This is a genomic window from Paraburkholderia sediminicola (assembly GCF_902859805.1).
GTDB classification, from domain to species: domain Bacteria; phylum Pseudomonadota; class Gammaproteobacteria; order Burkholderiales; family Burkholderiaceae; genus Paraburkholderia; species Paraburkholderia sediminicola.
Map to the genome: position 1 here is coordinate 962,017 of NZ_CADIKC010000001.1, position 16,208 is coordinate 978,224.

The 16,208-nt window shown below is 58.9% G+C and carries 19 protein-coding genes; 9 read left to right on the forward strand and 10 right to left on the reverse strand.

Annotation, left to right across the window (positions count from 1 at the left end; translation table 11 throughout):
* The first annotated feature begins 125 nt into the window (after positions 1–125).
* The 4 genes from R8871_RS04215 (at position 126) to R8871_RS04230 (ending at position 3,098) form a co-directional block, all read left to right on the forward strand.
* A complete protein-coding gene (locus tag R8871_RS04215) occupies positions 126–956 on the forward strand; it encodes a transporter substrate-binding domain-containing protein (protein WP_175049185.1) in 831 nt (276 codons plus the stop codon).
* A gap of 69 nt (positions 957–1,025) precedes the next feature.
* A complete protein-coding gene (locus R8871_RS04220; RefSeq protein WP_175049186.1) occupies positions 1,026–1,694 on the forward strand; it encodes an amino acid ABC transporter permease in 669 nt (222 codons plus the stop codon).
* Between the two features lie 62 nt (positions 1,695–1,756).
* On the forward strand, positions 1,757–2,383 hold the full coding sequence (locus R8871_RS04225; RefSeq protein ID WP_246287370.1) for an amino acid ABC transporter permease: 627 nt from the start codon (positions 1,757–1,759) through the stop codon (positions 2,381–2,383).
* Positions 2,361–3,098, forward strand: a complete 738-nt coding sequence (locus R8871_RS04230; RefSeq protein WP_175049188.1) for an amino acid ABC transporter ATP-binding protein — start codon at positions 2,361–2,363, stop codon at positions 3,096–3,098. The genes R8871_RS04225 and R8871_RS04230 overlap by 23 nt, the downstream gene beginning before the upstream one ends.
* A 42-nt stretch (positions 3,099–3,140) precedes the next feature.
* Here R8871_RS04230 and R8871_RS04235 read toward each other — a convergent pair whose 3' ends face one another.
* The 4 genes from R8871_RS04235 to R8871_RS04250 form a co-directional block, all read right to left on the reverse strand.
* Positions 3,141–3,731 carry a GntR family transcriptional regulator gene (locus R8871_RS04235; RefSeq protein WP_175049189.1) on the reverse strand — a complete coding sequence of 197 codons (591 nt, stop codon included), beginning with the start codon at positions 3,729–3,731 and terminating at the stop codon, positions 3,141–3,143.
* A 185-nt stretch (positions 3,732–3,916) separates the two neighbouring features.
* Positions 3,917–5,155 (reverse strand): EAL and HDOD domain-containing protein, encoded by a 1,239-nt coding sequence (locus tag R8871_RS04240; RefSeq protein ID WP_175049190.1) that lies wholly within the window; start codon positions 5,153–5,155, stop codon positions 3,917–3,919.
* 57 nt (positions 5,156–5,212) lie between these two features.
* Positions 5,213–5,500 carry a DUF1330 domain-containing protein gene (locus R8871_RS04245; protein ID WP_175049191.1) on the reverse strand — a complete coding sequence of 96 codons (288 nt, stop codon included), beginning with the start codon at positions 5,498–5,500 and terminating at the stop codon, positions 5,213–5,215.
* Between the two features lie 159 nt (positions 5,501–5,659).
* Positions 5,660–6,088: a YciI family protein gene (locus R8871_RS04250; RefSeq protein ID WP_175049192.1), complete on the reverse strand. Its 429-nt coding sequence runs from the start codon at positions 6,086–6,088 to the stop codon at positions 5,660–5,662.
* Between the two features lie 297 nt (positions 6,089–6,385).
* Here R8871_RS04250 and R8871_RS04255 point away from each other — a divergent pair, with 297 nt between their 5' ends.
* Positions 6,386–7,918 (forward strand): FAD-dependent monooxygenase, encoded by a 1,533-nt coding sequence (locus R8871_RS04255; protein WP_175049193.1) that lies wholly within the window; start codon positions 6,386–6,388, stop codon positions 7,916–7,918.
* A 63-nt stretch (positions 7,919–7,981) separates the two neighbouring features.
* On the opposite strand, the gene R8871_RS04260 is transcribed toward R8871_RS04255, so the two are convergent.
* The 3 genes from R8871_RS04260 to R8871_RS04270 form a co-directional block, all read right to left on the reverse strand.
* Complete coding sequence (locus R8871_RS04260; RefSeq protein ID WP_246287372.1) at positions 7,982–8,257, reverse strand: hypothetical protein; 276 nt, start codon at positions 8,255–8,257, stop codon at positions 7,982–7,984.
* Positions 8,258–8,306: 49 nt separating this feature from the next.
* The gene (locus R8871_RS04265; RefSeq protein WP_246287374.1) at positions 8,307–8,732 is read right to left on the reverse strand and encodes a hypothetical protein; all 426 of its coding nucleotides are present in this window, start codon (positions 8,730–8,732) and stop codon (positions 8,307–8,309) included.
* 161 nt (positions 8,733–8,893) lie between these two features.
* Entirely contained in the window at positions 8,894–9,937 is a 1,044-nt protein-coding gene (locus R8871_RS04270; protein WP_175049194.1) for an AraC family transcriptional regulator, read from the reverse strand.
* Positions 9,938–10,403: 466 nt separating this feature from the next.
* On the opposite strand from R8871_RS04270, the gene R8871_RS04275 reads away from it, so the two are divergent.
* From R8871_RS04275 to R8871_RS04285, 3 genes are all read left to right on the forward strand, one after another.
* On the forward strand, positions 10,404–10,568 hold the full coding sequence (locus R8871_RS04275; RefSeq protein ID WP_175049195.1) for a hypothetical protein: 165 nt from the start codon (positions 10,404–10,406) through the stop codon (positions 10,566–10,568).
* Positions 10,569–10,925: 357 nt separating this feature from the next.
* Positions 10,926–12,116 carry a PASTA domain-containing protein gene (locus R8871_RS04280; protein ID WP_175049196.1) on the forward strand — a complete coding sequence of 397 codons (1,191 nt, stop codon included), beginning with the start codon at positions 10,926–10,928 and terminating at the stop codon, positions 12,114–12,116.
* A gap of 1 nt (position 12,117) precedes the next feature.
* On the forward strand, positions 12,118–12,738 hold the full coding sequence (locus R8871_RS04285; protein WP_175049197.1) for a hypothetical protein: 621 nt from the start codon (positions 12,118–12,120) through the stop codon (positions 12,736–12,738).
* A 75-nt stretch (positions 12,739–12,813) separates the two neighbouring features.
* Here R8871_RS04285 and R8871_RS04290 read toward each other — a convergent pair whose 3' ends face one another.
* On the reverse strand, positions 12,814–13,704 hold the full coding sequence (locus tag R8871_RS04290) for a LysR family transcriptional regulator (protein WP_175049198.1): 891 nt from the start codon (positions 13,702–13,704) through the stop codon (positions 12,814–12,816).
* 92 nt (positions 13,705–13,796) lie between these two features.
* Between R8871_RS04290 and R8871_RS04295 the strand changes: the two genes are divergently transcribed.
* Positions 13,797–14,771, forward strand: a complete 975-nt coding sequence (locus R8871_RS04295) for a zinc-binding dehydrogenase (RefSeq protein ID WP_175049199.1) — start codon at positions 13,797–13,799, stop codon at positions 14,769–14,771.
* 67 nt (positions 14,772–14,838) lie between these two features.
* Here the strand turns inward: R8871_RS04295 and R8871_RS04300 are convergent, their stop codons facing one another.
* Together R8871_RS04300 and R8871_RS04305 are read right to left on the reverse strand one after the other, a co-directional pair.
* A complete protein-coding gene (locus R8871_RS04300; protein ID WP_175049200.1) occupies positions 14,839–15,222 on the reverse strand; it encodes a nuclear transport factor 2 family protein in 384 nt (127 codons plus the stop codon).
* A 30-nt stretch (positions 15,223–15,252) separates the two neighbouring features.
* Positions 15,253–16,194, reverse strand: a complete 942-nt coding sequence (locus R8871_RS04305) for an aldo/keto reductase (protein WP_175049201.1) — start codon at positions 16,192–16,194, stop codon at positions 15,253–15,255.
* Positions 16,195–16,208 lie beyond the last annotated feature (14 nt).

Sequence of the window (16,208 nt, forward strand, 5' to 3'; positions counted from 1 at the left end):
GTTTTTATCTTATCGTATACGTTTCGTATACACAAAATGGCCAAAATAAAGACGGTCCGGGAAGCGTCCGAACCGTGCGCCAGACCGGTCAGCATTCGCCCCCGAACCTCTTACGGAGTTGCCGCATGAAATCCTCGATCCTCCTCACCCGCATGCTCGCCGTGGGTATTGCCGCCTGCGCGTTGCTCGGCTCGTTCGACGCCAGCGCCCGTACGCTCGACGAAATCATCGCGTCGAAGAAGATCGTGTTCGGCATCAACCCGAACCTGCCGCCGCTCGGCATTTATGACACGAAAAACAACATCGACGGCTTCGATGTCACTATTGCGAAGAAGATTGCCGACTCACTCGGCGTGAAACTTGAAATCGTTCCGGTTGGCTCGAACGATCGCGTGCCGTTTCTGATGACCGACAAGATCGACGCGGTGATGGGGGGTATGACGCGCAACGCGGACCGCCTGAAGGTGATCGACTTCACCGATCCGGTCAACACTGAAGTGCTAGGTGTCCTGACGACACAGGCAACGTCCTATTCAGACTGGACCCAGCTGAACGATCCGGCGGTACGCCTCGTTCAGGTACGCGGCACGACGCCTATCCAGCTGATCCATGACAAACTGCCCAAGGCGCAGCTTCTGATTCTCGACAATTATCCGGATGCGGTTCGCGCGATCGCTCAGGGCCGCGCCGATGCATTGATCGATGTGCTCGACTTCATGCTGAGCTACACGAAGAACTATCCGACGAAATGGCGTGTGGTGGATGCGCCGATCGAAGTGGACTACGACTGCATCGGCGTGCAAAAGGGTAATGTGGCACTGACGCAGCGTCTGAACAAGGAAATCGGCGCGTTGCAGAAGAACGGCTTTGTCGCCGCAAGCTGGAAGAAGTGGTTCGGCAGCGCCATGCTGCACGATCCGACCGCCTCACCTACACCTGTTGCAGCCGCGCAGTAAGGGAAACTGGCGACAGCGCTCGTCGCCGTAACGGACGAGCACTGCCCATCCGGCGGGAGCCACTATTCGATGACCCTACATTTCGAGCCCATCCTCCAGCAGTGGCCTTATCTGCTTGCCGGCGCATGGCTCAGCCTGCAGATCGCCGTGCTCGCGTTTGGGTTCGGCATGATCATCGGCCTCGTCTGTGCTTCGGTGTTGCGCTACGGGCCGGCGTTTCTGCGCAAAGTGGTGATGGCTTATGTGGTGTTTGCGACCAATACGCCGCAACTCGTGCAGATATTTTTCCTGTTCTTCGCGCTGCCTGAGATCGGCGTGACCCTGTCGCCGTTCACAGCGGTATTGATCGGGGCGACGTTCAATGCGGGCGCGTATCTGTGCGAGATCCAGCGTGCAGGGTTCAATTCGGTCCGGCTGATGGAGATCGAGGCTGCCGAAGTGCTCGGCTTCTCCACGCCGCAGATCGTGCGGCATGTGATCTTTCCGCACGTACTGAAGGTGATGTTCCCGCCGCTGTCGAACCAGTTCATCGTCATGACGCTCGGCACGTCGATGGCGTCGATCTTCGGCGTCGAGGAACTGACGGGGCGCACGTACAACCTCAGTTCACAAACCTACCTTTCGGTCGAAGCGTTCAGCGTGGCCGCCGTTCTGTATGTCGCCGTCACATTGATCGCGACGTTCGCGCTGGCGATGATCGGGCGCCATGTCTGCCGCGCCAAAATCAAGGTGTTCTGATGTTCGCTTCCTCACAGGCCGAAATCGCACAACTGTTTTCTTCCTACAATCTGCTGTTGCTAGTGGAAGGGTTCGCCGCAACCTTCGTGCTATCTGCTGCCGGCTGCTTTACGGGCTTCCTCGCGGGCTTTGTCATAGCGATTATCCGCGCCACACATTCCCGGACGATGGCGCCTTTGCGCGCCCTCGCCTTTGCCTATTGCTTCCTGTTTCGCCGCATCCCGTTTCTTGTCACCTTGATGCTCGTATTCTTCGCAAGCCAAACATCGAAAGCCAATCTCTCGACCTTTGCTGTCGCGTCGCTGAGCGTCTGTCTGATCGCGTCCGCGTACCTTGGCGAGATCATTCGAAGCGGACTCGAATCAGTTCATAAAAATCAATGGGAAGCCGCGCAAACGCTGAATTTCTCGTACTTTGAGTCGCTGCGCTTCGTCATCGTGCCGCAAGCGTGGCGCGTCATCGTGCCGCCCACGTTCGGGTTCTTCGTCATGTTCATCAAGGACACAGCGCTCGCCTCGCAGATCGGTGTGATGGAACTGACGTCCGCCGGCAAGGTGCTGACCAACAAGGGATTTTCCTCGTGGCTCGTGTACGGAACGGTGTTGGTGCTTTATTTTGTGATGTCGTACCCGTTGTCGCGCTTGGGTAAGCGCCTGGAGAAGAAACTTGCCGCAACTCGAAATCGTTGATCTGAAGGCGTCGTATGGGCCGCACACGGTCCTCGAACGTATCAACCTGTCAGTCGAGAAAGGTGAAATCGTCAGCCTGATCGGGCCGTCCGGATCGGGCAAGAGCACGTTGCTGCGTGTTCTACTGGGGCTGTTGCCGCCGGAGCACGGTAGCGTACGGCTAAACGGTGGTCTCGTGAACTATGGGGACAAGGCGGCCGTGCGGTCGCTGCGCTCGGAAATCGCGATCGTTTTCCAGCAATACAACCTGTTCCAGAACATGACCGTGCTGGACAACGTGATGATCACGCCTACCCGGATCAAGGGGTGGCCGCGCAAGCAGGTGGAAGACGATGCCATCCGGTTGCTCACGCGCGTGGGTCTCGAACACAGGCTGAAAGCGTATCCGGACGAGTTGTCGGGCGGTCAGCAGCAACGTGTGGCAATCGCCCGCGCGCTGGCGTTGAAGCCAAACGTGCTCTTTCTTGATGAAGTCACCGCCGCGCTCGACCCCGAACTCGTCACCGAGGTGCTCGATACGATTCGCGCTCTGGCGCTGGAGGGCATCACCATGTTCATCGTGTCGCACGAGATGAGCTTCGTGCGCGAAGTGTCGTCGAAAGTCGTGTTCATGGCAGGTGGCCATGTGATCGAAACAGGCTCGCCGCAGCAGATTTTCGATGCCCCGCAGGAAGCGCGCACGCGTGAATTCGTCGGCAAGATCCTGCGCCACTGATGGAGTCGATGGGGCCGCGAGTCGCTAACGGGCCGATCAGGTTCAGGGACTGCCGCCTCCACTCAGACGGTTAAGCACGAAGCGGCGCAAGTTTTGCAGGTGCGTGCGAACGGCGGCGCGTGCAGCTTCCGCGTCGTCGGCAGCGTACGCTTCGAGGATCGCAAGGTGCTCGGCACGATCCTCCTCGATTCGATTGAAAGGTGTCGTGAGTTCAAACAGCCGGCTGTTCGTGCGCACCACTTCGATCATCCGCGCGAGCACGTCGTTGCCGCTTGCATGCGCCATCATCGTGTGAACCTGGTCGTCAATCTGCCAGTGTTCCTGCTCCTGCTGCCCACTGCGCAGAGCCTTGATTTTCTTTATCAGTTGCTGGATCTGTTTTTTGTCGATCTTGCCGATGGCAAGGCCGACGGCCTCCGCTTCGAGCAGCTCGCGCACCTTCATCGCCTGTAAATATTCCTGTGCGCTGACGAAGCGCACCGAATAGGAGCGGGCTCCGGCGCGCGTCAACAGCCCCTCGCCTTCGAGCCGCAGCAACGCTTCGCGCATGGGCGTGCGAGAAATGTTGAGCTCCTCGGCCAGTCGCCCTTCAACGACGGCGCCGCCGCTGCGTAATGCCTTGTCGAGGATCATTCGCCGCAAAGTCTGATAGGCCAGTTCCCCCAGTTTTTCCGGGGTCGTCAGGGAAGATGCTGTCACGTCGTCTCACTCGCTTCGGATGCACGGTATACGTATTGTATGCGATCGAATGTCCGCATTGATACGCAGTCGAACGACTGAGACTGGCCCGCATGCCACCCGTGCTACCGAAAATCGCCTCAGTAGCACTCGATGATCTTCCGAACCGCTGCGGGGGAAAACTCCAGCTGTTGAAGTCTCCCCGTCGCCGCATCCACATCGCCTTGCTCAAGCAGCGTGGCGACCGACAACAATTCGCCGAGTACGCCACCGCCGTTAAGGATTGCCAGCCGGATTGCATCAGAAACGGGCAGCTCGTCGACGAAGCTGCGCAGTTCCATGTGATACGCCACATGCAGCAACGACAGCATGCCCGTCAGATAGCCCGCGGCTGCCAGCGAACGCGGGCCATCCGGCATCGCCTCGATCGCTTCTTCCATGAAATGCGCCCGACGTTGCGCGAGCAGCGCGAGCGGATCATCTTCGACTGGAAGGTCGTCGCGGCCGACGTAAAGCAGAAGTCCGCACCAGTGCAAAAGTCTGCGGCTTCCGGCTATCGAGAGCGCTTGTTTAAGCGATGAAATGCGTTCCGTTTTGCCGTTAGGCTGCTCGCTGCTGTTTGCAAGCCGTAAGAGTTGGGCAACCAGCATTGGCGTTTCTTTTAACGCTCGCGCAATACTACCCAACGGCGCGTCGCTGCCGACCAGGTCGAACACGTGAAGAATCGCCTTGACTGGCGGCACCGCGCGCTTACCTGACAGAATCTGCGGTTTGGCAAAATAATAGCCTTGCAACAGATCGCAACCCAGCTGCCGGGCATACTCCGCATCTTCCGCACGTTCGATTTTCTCGGCGAGCACGACCTTTCCCGCGCGTTTGAACTGGCTGACCAGCTCCGGTAACTCCGCGCGTTCAACAAACGGCCAGTCGATCTTGACTATGTCGACGGAAGGAAGAAACCATCGGACCTCGTCGGTCATGCTCCTGACGTCGTCCAGCGCTATCTGGAAACCCGCTCCTCGCAACTCGCTGCAACGTCGCGAGAGATCCGCTGTCAGCTCGACAGACTCCAGAACCTCCAGAACGAAACGTGAGGCCGGCAGCACATACGGGTAGTCCGAAAATAGAAAATCACTTGGGCAGTTCAGAAAGCAGGCCTTGCTGCCGGCAAGCCGCTCGAGACCGATCGAGCCCACTGCACGTTCAATCACCGCCGTGGTGCAACGCAGTTCGTCCCCGATCCGCGCCCCCCCGGTGGGACCGTCTCTGAAAAGAAGCTCGTATGCGACAACGCGACCAGCCCGATCCATGACGGGTTGACGTGCCACAAACACGTCGGCATCGCCCGGCGCGACGGCCTCAATTGAAACGCTGTTCACGACTACCCCTGGTTGAAAGGCTTAACAATATGCAAAATGGTTATGCATCGCCTTTCGTCACACGCCTTCGACGAGAACGGCGCGATAGCGCGCGCCCTTGAACCGGTGCTGCGCGACCTCCTGATAGGCCGGGCTGTCGTACCACGCGCGCGCGGCCGCCGTCGACGGAAACTCCACGATCACGACGCCCTCCGGCGCGTCGCCCTCAAGGACCTGCTGAGGTCCGTAAGCAGCGAGAACCTTAACGGGGTGACCTTTAAAGGTCTCGCCCACCCTGCTTTGGTAGATGTCGAGTTCCCCTTGATCGTTAGTGCTTTCTTTCGTGAAAACAATGTAAGTCGCCATGACGTATGCTCCAGCGCAGGTTTGAAGGTGCACACGATAATGCCATGAAACCGCGTTGCACCTCGTCCCCCTGCACGACCCAGGACGCCTGACTTAAGCCTCAGACAGTCGGGGCGGGGCGGCCTCCGCGTGCCCCGCAGACTGATGCGGCAAATATTGTCAACGGGTCTGCCCGTCAATCTGCTGCCGTAGACGCTTTTCCTGCTCCTGAAGCTCAGGTGTAAACGCCTCACCAAAATCCGCAGGCTCAAAGAAAGGTCGAATCTCAATCTCTGAATCACTCATCATCGGATTCGGGCAGCGCTTGACCCATTCAATCGCTTCGTCCATCGATTGAACTTGCCAGAGCCAATACCCGGCGATCAATTCCTTGGTCTCTGCAAATGGGCCGTCAACGACGGTTCGATCCTTCCCTGAAAACCTCACGCGTACACCCGCCGAACTCGGTTTCAGTCCGTCGCCGCCTTGCATGATCCCTGCCTTTACCAGTTCCTCGTTATATTTGCCCATCGCCGCGATGAGCTCCATGCTTGGCATCTGCCCGGCTTCGGATTCGGGGGTTGCCTTAACCATGACCATTACACGCATTTGGGTTTCTCCTTTGAATGCGATAGTGTTCGGAGGCGAAAGCGCCTCCTGTGATTACGACGAATGATCGCGGGAGAAATCGACATGTGCAAGGCACGACTTCGCGGTTTTCTAAAAACGCGGCGAGGCGCTAATTGGATCGATCGTATGTGGAGTGATACGATCGTCGCGACGCCGCCGCAAGGGCGGCGAGCTGCTTTGTCTCCTGCGTGGATTGTCCACCACCAATCGTCAGCGAGACCGCGGCCTCTTTTGACACCACATAGTAGCGGTCAAAGCGCTTAAAGGAATTTCTCTTTGATCTATGACATCGTGATTGCCGGTGGCGGGCCCGTCGGCTTGTTTCTCGCCTGTGAGCTGTGCCTCGCAGACCTCTCGGTGTTAGTACTGGAGCAAGCCGACGACCCGGGCTCTCCATTGAAGCGGCTTCCGTTCGGCATGCGCGGCCTGTCGGCACCTACCATCGAAGCCTTCTACCGTCGCGGTTTACTGAACGAGATCGCGACACCGCCACGCGCGAAAGATGATTCGGGCGGCAGTGCGTCGAATTCCGCGCATTGGATGCAACAGTCGCGTCGCCCGGGTGGCCATTTTGCCGGCATCCAGTTCTATCTCGACAACATCGACACCTCGAAGTGGCCATATCGCCTACCAACTCCGGCCAGCACCAACATGGCCGTCGAGATGGAGTACATCGAATCCGTATTGGCCTCTCGCGCAATCGCGTTAGGGGCTGAGATCAGGCGCGGCCTCGGCGTCGAAGGTTTCGACCAGTCGGACGAAGACGTGACCGTTCGCGCCGGGGGTGAAATTTTTCGTGGACGATGGCTCGTCGGTTGTGACGGCGGGCGCAGCACAGTGCGCAGGGCCGGCGGCTTTGAATTCGTCGGCACCGATCCCGAGTTCACCGGCTATTCCGTGCAAGTCGAGATGGCCGATCCGGACAAACTCAACCCGGGCCGCCACTACACGCCGACGGGCATGTACACCTACCAGAAGCCCGGTACCATCGCGATGGTCGATTTCGACGGAGGCGCTTTCCATCGGACTGAACCGATCACACTCGATCATGTGCAGGCAGTGTTGCGCCATATCTCGAACACCGATGTCACCGTGACGGCTCTCCTGCTTGCCACCACGTGGACAGATCGCGCCTATCACGCGACGGCTTACCGCAAGGGGCGTGTGCTGCTCGCAGGGGATGCTGCGCACATCCATTCCCCGTTGGGCGGCCAAGGCCTTAACCTTGGCTTGGGCGACGCGATGAATCTTGCGTGGAAGCTTGCTGCCACCATCCGCGGCGATGCACCGGACGGTCTGCTCGACAGCTATACGAGCGAGCGGCATCCGGTAGGCGCGCAGGTCCTTGACTGGTCGCGCGCCCAAGTCGCGCTCATGCGACCGAGCCGGAGTTCGCGCGCGCTCGAAGCCATCATCCGTGATCTCATCGATACGCGTGACGGCGCGACATACTTCGCCGAGCGTGTGTGGGGTGTTTCTCTTCGCTACGATCCTGGCGGCAGCCATCCGCTGGTGGGCCGCAGCGCTCCCGATTTCGAGTTGGTCGATGGGACAAAGCTCGGCGAGCTTCTCGCTAACGGAGGAGGCTTGTTTCTGGACTTTGACGCAAATGCGTCACTTCAGGCGCTGGCGAGCCGCTGGAGTGATCGAATTACGTATGTCGGAAGTGACGTCAAGGAACGGCTTGGCTTGAGCGCGGTGCTCGTGCGGCCTGATGGTTTCGTCGCCTGGGCCGGTGAGGCTTCCCCTGGCGATGAGGAGGCTGCTCAGGCCGTGTCGCGATGGTTCGGTGAACCGAAGGGTGCGTGAATCTGCGTGGGCCTGTGAGCGCGACGAAAGCGATTCGAGTCGTCGCGCCCACATTGCGAACGTTCAACCGACCACGAGGTTCGATTTCAGAACGACGGCGTTCGCCAGATTGTAGACATTGGGGGAAGTGGCCATTACCGCGTCATGGACTTCCGCAAATTGCTGGCTGGTCCCACTGCCCTTGATACGAACGGTGTAACGCAGGCTCTCATAGCCGTTTGCCACTTTCGGATCGATCCCGAGAAAGCCCCTAAGGTCGATTTCACCCTCGGTCTCGATCTGCAGGGACTCGAGCGTATTCCCGCGGACGGCGCATTGCGCCACGTAGCCCACCGTCATAATGTTCCATCTCCTTCAACATAGGTGGATTGTTCAGCTTCGGTAAATCTCATTGCAATGCGGCGAGCGCGGCATGGATGCGCATGCGCTGGCTTTCGGAGATGAGGCTATAAAGCACCTCGCCGAAATGCGGATGACGCACACCCGAGTGGGTGTACTGCCACCGGTAGGCCTCAAGGAAATTCGCTTCGATCGACTGGGCTTCCGTCTCGTCGACTGCACGGCTGCAGTTCGCCTTGAAATAACGCGCGTCGGCTGTAGCCTGTGCCTGCAGAATGCCGTCGATGGCGGTGACCAGTTCGATGGATTCGTCAACGGCCTTGTTGCGATCACTGTCCGTCGCAGTGGCGTCGTGACGGACCCATTCGAGCTCGTCCAGAATGGCATGCTGGCTCTCTTCCTTCCAGTGGTAGAGGAACACGCTCTTGAATAGCTCCGATATGAACCTGCGTACGGTCGAGCTGTGAATGTTCATCTACCGGTCAGAACCAGATGGTTGATCTGGCATCCGGTACGCTCGAATGTACGATTGGGAGACGCGAGGTTCTATGGCCGGGCCACCGGGAGATATGGCCGAAACGCCGGGTCAGCTTTGACGCGTGCGAGTGAATGTTGCTTTGGGCATGGCAATCGACGTCACTGATCTAATGGTGGCGCGAAGCCGGCGGCAGCGGGCGCGGCCTGCACAGACTCAGCAGCGCCGTTCATCTTTCCTTTGCTCTTGCGCCAGCCTGCCGGCGGCATTCCAAATTCCCGCCTGAAGGCTCGACTGAATGCCGCCTCGGACTCGTAACCAATCTGCTCCGCTACAGCGGCGAGCGACTTTCTGCCAGCGAGAAGTTCCTGCGCCGCGATCTGCATGCGCCATCGCGCCAGGTACTGCATGGGCGGTTGTCCAAGGAGATCGGTGAAGCGTTGCGCCAACGCGGAACGCGATAACCCCACCTTGCGCGCAAGCTCATCGACGGTCCACGGATGGACTGCTTGAGCATGGAGCAACGAAAGCGCGCGCCCCACGTAACGATCACGCACACCGGCCAACCAACCTGTCTCGTGGGCAGGAAGCGCTTCAATACAGCTACGCACCGCCTCGACAAACAGAAGTTCGGACAGTCTGGCGAGGACAATCGTACCGCCCGCCCGCGAACTCGCAGCTTCACTGGCGGCTAACTTGAGAGAGGACTCAAGCCATGCTGATCGCGGATCATGGCGCATATCAATCTTGAAGAGTCGCGGCAGCGATGAAAGCAGTGGATTGCTCAGCGTATCGTCGCAGGCCAGAAAACCGCAGACGATGCGAGTCGTAGGCCCCCCGCCTCCGTAAGACACCGTCATCACCTCACCTGGTTCTACCGCCATCTGGCCAGCCAATAGCACCTCCGTTGGCGTGGGCGCAAGATCCACAGCACTACCTATCAAATGCGTTTCGCCTTGCGGCACCACCAGCAGTTCTCCGGCATTGAGATGAATAGCAGAGCCGGGTTCGTCTTCCAATTGGGCCCAGCAGCTACCTTCTATGATCAGATGATAGGAGACGACACGCTCGGATTGCGGCAGATAGGCCGCGCAGAGCGCGGCATCCGTGCGGCCTATCACGCACCACGGTGCCGTGAAGGTCCCGGTCAGATACACCGCGCCGCTTAGGCGCACAGCGCGCAGGACGTCAGAAACTGCATCCATGAAGAGCTCGCGTGAGATGCGATTTCCCTGGTAAGGAATCGGAGAGGCCGGTCATTCTTCAATTTGACCGAGGGGTTCATGTTATACCCGCTGCGGAGGTAGATGACAAATGGCTTACCGAATTTTCAGTACGCTCGATGCATCGTCGCGTGGCATAAGCGCATGCAACAAACTCGCCTTTTTGCAGGAGAAACGGACAAGCTTTCCGGACGCTCTGCAATGGTCAGGAGAACCATTGGCAAGACGTGGACGATAGGACAAAAAACATCGACGCACGGGCAGGACGGCAACAGGTTGCGAGCTGCAAAGTTCATCGCAGGACGGGACATGACAGATCAGTGTCATCCGTACTTCGCAGCCAGATCTTCCACGGATTCCGGAAGGCTGGCACGCCACGAAACTTGCGCAGATCGGTTCACGCACAGTGACTTACCGGTTCGGGCAAACGAAACCGCGTGAGACGCCGATGAAACGCCTGATAAACCGTGCGATGTACCACCCGCTTGTCGCGCTATCCATGTTCTCTTTGATCGACCTGATGTTCAACGTCGACTACAGCGTCTCCGGCGCGCTGCTCGTTCTGGCGGCGAAATCAATGTCCCGTGTCGTGAGCCTTTTCAATAAGGGGTAGTGGGTTCGGATTACCGTCGCAATTGGCTGCCGGCGCTCTCACCTGGCGCGCTGTTGGTGAATCGTCTCAGCCAATCCCTATGCGATATAAGACAAATAAACGCAACCGGCAACAACGCGCGCACATCCAACATTCAAATCAACGCTAGCCGACCGTCTATCAGGTAGTGATTTCTTGCCGAGCGGCGAGAAAAAATCAGAACGTCTGTCGTGTTACCGAGGATCGACATCGCGCGCGGATCGCGTCGTCCTTGTCGACCACGCAAAGCGTACTAGTATGCATACAGTGTAGTAATCCTGATCGTTTGCGGATAGGTGGGCGCCGTGCGTGTTCCAAGCACACAGTGGAGACGGCAGCATGAAAATCGCGAACCGTGAGTGCGAATGGCTGCAAGCGACCGCGAGAGCGATCGGACGACTGAGAAGGATGGCAAATATCACGCGACACTTCTCTGGCACATCGCGCATATGCACGTGGATGGCAATGGCCTTCTGCGGTGCGATCTCGTCCTCCGCACTCGCGACTTACGTCGACACAAGGATCGAGCCGGCTGGCGATGAACGTCCTCTGATGCACGTCCAGTTGGACAGCCGCGAACAGGTGCCCGCCTCAACTGCAATACTCACCAGGCCAAACACACGCTTGCCATTGACCTACGAGCCACAAGCGGCCGGGCAAAGGGTCCAGGTGCCGCAGATTGAACAGTCGACGGTTGCCGTCGCGCGAGAGCGTGTGGAGGCGGTCGGGCTACGCCTGCGTTCCTTTGATGGCAGGCCGCTGGACGATGCCGCGGTGGTAATCCTGCAGAGGCCACCCGCACTGACGCCAGCTTCCGCCAATTCTTTCGTGACGGTGGTGAAAGTGCAGGCTCCGCCACCTCAGCCGCAATCGCCCGCCGTCGCGTCCGAATCGGCGCCCGTGCCGGCCGTAGCCGCGTCGAGCCAAACACCGCCCTCCACAAAGCCACAAATCACGCAGGTGCCCACGACTCATAAACCCGTGAGGCCCCTCCCTTTCGCTGTAGTACCGAAAGTGCTCGGCATGACGCTCGATGTCGCCAGATCCACCGTTGACAGCGCCGGCCTGCGCGTCGTGCCGGACGTGGATGACGGCGACGAAGTGAAGCGGCGTGTGATCCGGCAGCGACCGAACCCGGACATGCAGGTCTCGCCGGGCTCGCCGGTAGAGGTCGACTCGGAGCTGATACTCTGGGCGCAACTGAAGAAGTGGATCGGCATCGCGGTGCTGATCTGCGCGGTAGTGGGCGTGGCGCTCTGGATACGCCGGAGCCCGAACATCGGGTCGCAAACGATTCGGCCGGGACGGCCCGATGCAGGCAAAGGCGCAAGTACGTCGCCTCTGCGGCATGAAGTGCAACCACCGGTTTGCAACATCAGCGCTACCCTTACCCACGGCCCGGACACGCACACGTTTCGAGGCAAGGCGCCGGAGATCGCCTGCCCCAGCGTAAACGTGCGGCTCGACGGGTCCTCGTCCACCTTCCGGATCACCGAGCCGCGTGCTCCGTTCTCTCAAAGGAAGCGCTGACATGACCGACATCCCCCTCTTCAAGTTGCTCTTCGAGGCATCGCCGACGGAGGGAATCATTGCGCTGGAGAACGGACTCAAGCGCAGCAATCCGCGCGCATGGGCTGCCTGGCAAACACTGCAACACCAACAGATCCGCGCTGCAATCGAGGATCAGGTGGCGCACGGCTCCGACCCGAAACTCGGCACGGTCCTCGCGGCGGTCTGGAGCGACGTGGCAAATGTGCGCGCAGCGATCAACCCCGCGCTAACTCCCGCGGGTGTTTCGCGTACAGTAACGCTCGTCAAGCACGAATTCGAATGGGCGAACAAACCGGTGCTGACAATCAACGTCGACGGCGTAAGCGCCGTCCGCGTTGAGTTCGAACTGGCGATGAGTCTCGGTATCGAAGCCGCGACATTGACGATTCGCGACGCTCGAATTCACAGAATTGAAATGGGCAGGTTCCGTATCGAAGCGAAGTTGCTGTGCGACGGCAAAGCGCTCTGGAGTCGCCCGCTCAAGGAGGGACGTCTGCCCGGTGCGATCGAATCCGATGCGGGCATCCCATTGCGCCACACGCGCTACGATGAAACGTCTTTCGGCAACCAACGGCGTGGTCCGACTACTGGCCACATCTGAACGCGCGGCCGGATCGACACGGTCACCAATAAGCTACGCGGCTCAGATCATTTCGCATGTTGCGCCTACTGGCATTTAACGTGCACCCCGCTCCAACAACTGACTCCAAAGACGCTGCGCAATGGGACCGTGCGCGGCATCGCGAAGCCGCGCCGCGTAGTGTTTGAGTGCCGCGCCTTGCAAGTGGCGCCCCTCCAGTGACACGAGCCGTTTCTTCTCGAGGTCGCCCGCGACCAAGTGATAAGGCATGTGCCCCCACGCAAGCCCCTGCACAATCAACTCGCGCTTCATCAACTGGTCAGGCACGGTGCAGGTGGGCGCGCCCTCGATCAGATAGTAGTTGGCGTCCGAAGACTGCTTGCTCGTATCGCGGATGATGCACTGAACATAGGGGCTCAAATCGTTTGGCGTGAGCGATCCGACTGACAGTGACTTGATATACCCAGGGGCCGCGACCGGAACCAGCTTTACTTCGAACAACTCAACCGATTCGATCGCGGGCGACGGTTTGTCGAGGTGATGAAATATCAAGTCACACTCGCCGTTCTGCAGCCGTTCCCAAGGGCCGCTAATCGCCTCGAACAGAAGCGTAAGACGTGTACCGCTACTCGTCTCGAAGAACCGCTTGAGCGTGCCGAGGGTTTCCGTCAATGGGCACAGATCGCCCACCACAACGCGTAACTCCGCCTCCTGTCCAGCCGCGAGCTGCGCCGCTTCGCGCCGCAGATTTTCATATTGCCGAAGAAACTGCATCACGCGCTCGTGATACGCCGCGCCTTCCACGGTCAGCGTGACACGATATCCGGCCCGGTCCAGCAGGACCATTCCCACTTGAGCTTCAAGCGCCCTCACCGCTGCATGGACCGTTGGATGCGTTCGGTTTAACCGTGCAGCGGCCGCGGCAAAGCTGCCTTCGGCAACCAGTGCGTCAAAGCACTGCAACTGTAAAAGTGTGGGCTCGTTCATTGTAGATATTGTCTTCAGTCTTTGTCGAGAGAGAGTAATTTCCTTCGACGAAGTTCGATCCTACCATTCAGTCTCCCAATGAGGAGATCGACATGAAAGCAATCGTGAGAAACAAGTTTGGTGGCCCCGAGGTGCTTCAACTCGTAGAGAGGCTGCGCCCTGCCCTCAAACCTGGCTGTGTTCTGATTCGCGTTCGGGCGTTTGGTCTGAACCGCGCTGAGCTCTATATGCGGCGAGGGTTATGGGGAGAGGTGGCGGAAGTAAGCGGCATCGAATGTGTTGGGTCTGTGGTATCGGATGCAGCCGGGATACTGCATGAAGGCCAGACGGTAGTCGCACTGATGGGGGGGATGGGGCGAACGATCGATGGCAGCTATGCCGAATACGTCGTTGTGCCCGCCACCAACGTCGTGGCCGTTGAAACGACCCTCGACTGGCCGGAACTTGCCACACTGCCCGAAGCCTACGCAGTCGCGTGGACGTGCCTCCACAGAAACCTCGAAGTAAAGTCCGGGCAGCGACTCGTCGTGCGCGGGGGAACCTCGAGCCTAGGGCTGGCGGCGATCGATATCGGCGTCCAACTCGGTGCGGAGGTGATTGCGACGACGCGTCGGCCGGATTACGAAGACATGTTGCGCGCGCGTGGAGTCGCCCATGTGGTGACGAATGCAGGTGAGTTATGTGCAGCGCCGGGATGGCCTGGGGGCAAGGTCGACGCGGTACTTGATCTGATTGGAAACAGCACTGTGCTCGACTCGCTGCGCGCGGCACGTCGTGGCGGCGCTGTGTGCCTGGCCGGATTTCTGGGTGGGCTTACGCCGCTCGCCGAGTTCGATCCGCTCGGCCAGATGGCAAGCGGTGTTCATCTGAGTTTCTTCGGGAGCTTCGTGCTTGGGACTCCGGATTTCCCGCTGCCGGATGTACCGATGCAGAAAATTGTCGAGTTGGCCGCAAGCGGTTTATATCAATGTCGACCCGCGCGGATCTTCGGCCTGTCGGAAGTAGCGATTGCTCACGAACTTATGGAGCGTGATGAGGCCGTGGGAAAATTTGTGGTCATAGTCTAGGTCGACGTTACGAAACAGCGCATGTTGGTGACGGGCACTATTCGACTTATCCCGCCGCAACACGACGTCACGCACCCTGCTGAACCCATTGACTCCGCCAACCCGGCGCCTCAAAGGGATCCGAAAAATACTGGGTCTCGTGAACAACCTTGCCGTTGCGGAACTCCATAATGCTTACTGTGTAAGCCGCTCGCCCCTGATAGTTGATGGAGTATTCCGTGACCCACAGATTACCTTCTCCTTGAATTCGCCTGACGTCGAAACCCGATGGCTTACCTGGATGATGACCCCGCAGCGCCTGCAAATTGACTCGTCCGAGGATTCGTTCGCCTGACTGCGGATACTCACAGATGGCGTTGTCATCGTAAATATCGTGTTCAGCGTCGAGGTCCCCCGCTGCCGACGCGCGCCAGTGGGCATTCAGTGCTTCACGTATCTGTTCTTCCTGCATGGCTTGCCTCCGGATACCGTTCACATCGATCTATTGTGTGCTTCGCGGAATGAACCCCGGGCTGCCCGTCTTGACGACTTCGTTCAACCTCTGTCTCGTCTCAATCCGGTTGATTTCATCGAACGCGTCTGCCGGAAGCGCGGAGATATCGAAATTCTCGCGCGCGCGTGCCGCAGTTTTGGGGGTGGTGAGCAGAGCGCAGCCACGTTGAATCGCCCAGGCAAGCAGCACCTGTGCTGGCGTCTTTCCAATTCGCTCGGCGATCTCGGATACGATGGGATCCTCAAGTGGCCCCGGCCTGATTCCGTGACCCAATGGCGCAAAGGCCAAAAACACGATCTCTTTCTCTTTGCAGAATTCCAGAAGTTCCGTTTCTGGAAGATACGGATGTGCTTCGACCTGCACTACCGCCGGCTTGATTCGTGCCGATTCATAAAGAGGCCGCAATTCGTCCAAGCCGATGTCGGATAGTCCGATGGCCCGGCATCTTCCATGGTCGACGAGATCCTCCATCGCCTTCCACGTGTCTAACAAAGTCACGCCTTTGTCGTAAATGACGTTCCCGTTTTCATCGCGCGGGTCCTGCTCGTCTCCCGCTTGAAATGCGAACGGCGTGTGTATCAGATAGAGATCAAGATAGTCGAGTCTGAGCCTTTCAAGACTTGCATCGAAAGCATGTCCGACACGCTCAGGCCGGTGATTGGAGTTCCATAACTTGGTGGTCACGAAGATGTCTTCGCGGGCGATCCCTCCTGCAGCAAGCCCTATCCGCAGCGCCTCGCCGACCTCGCGCTCATTCCGGTATCGCTCGGCACAATCGAAGTGTCGATAGCCGGCTTCCAGCGCGTCTCTGGTAGCACTGGTTGTCGTAGCTGGGTCGGGAATCAGTGTGCCGAATCCGAGTGCGGGCATGCGACCGCCTCCGTGATTGAGCAATAGCTTTTTGCTCCGAAAATCGGAAGACTCAATCATGACGACACTCCGCA

Coding starts and splice junctions, on each gene's coding strand:
- R8871_RS04250 (WP_175049192.1), bottom strand. CDS start 6,088: ATGCGTGTAATGGTCATGGTTAAGGCAACCCCCGAATCCGAAGCCGGG.
- R8871_RS04265 (WP_246287374.1), bottom strand. CDS start 8,732: ATGAACATTCACAGCTCGACCGTACGCAGGTTCATATCGGAGCTATTC.
- R8871_RS04215 (WP_175049185.1), top strand. CDS start 126: ATGAAATCCTCGATCCTCCTCACCCGCATGCTCGCCGTGGGTATTGCC.
- R8871_RS04235 (WP_175049189.1), bottom strand. CDS start 3,731: ATGATCCTCGACAAGGCATTACGCAGCGGCGGCGCCGTCGTTGAAGGG.
- R8871_RS04290 (WP_175049198.1), bottom strand. CDS start 13,704: ATGAACGAGCCCACACTTTTACAGTTGCAGTGCTTTGACGCACTGGTT.
- R8871_RS04245 (WP_175049191.1), bottom strand. CDS start 5,500: ATGGCGACTTACATTGTTTTCACGAAAGAAAGCACTAACGATCAAGGG.
- R8871_RS04285 (WP_175049197.1), top strand. CDS start 12,118: ATGACCGACATCCCCCTCTTCAAGTTGCTCTTCGAGGCATCGCCGACG.
- R8871_RS04280 (WP_175049196.1), top strand. CDS start 10,926: ATGAAAATCGCGAACCGTGAGTGCGAATGGCTGCAAGCGACCGCGAGA.
- R8871_RS04270 (WP_175049194.1), bottom strand. CDS start 9,937: ATGGATGCAGTTTCTGACGTCCTGCGCGCTGTGCGCCTAAGCGGCGCG.
- R8871_RS04220 (WP_175049186.1), top strand. CDS start 1,026: ATGACCCTACATTTCGAGCCCATCCTCCAGCAGTGGCCTTATCTGCTT.
- R8871_RS04300 (WP_175049200.1), bottom strand. CDS start 15,222: ATGCAGGAAGAACAGATACGTGAAGCACTGAATGCCCACTGGCGCGCG.
- R8871_RS04295 (WP_175049199.1), top strand. CDS start 13,797: ATGAAAGCAATCGTGAGAAACAAGTTTGGTGGCCCCGAGGTGCTTCAA.
- R8871_RS04260 (WP_246287372.1), bottom strand. CDS start 8,257: ATGACGGTGGGCTACGTGGCGCAATGCGCCGTCCGCGGGAATACGCTC.
- R8871_RS04275 (WP_175049195.1), top strand. CDS start 10,404: ATGAAACGCCTGATAAACCGTGCGATGTACCACCCGCTTGTCGCGCTA.
- R8871_RS04305 (WP_175049201.1), bottom strand. CDS start 16,194: ATGATTGAGTCTTCCGATTTTCGGAGCAAAAAGCTATTGCTCAATCAC.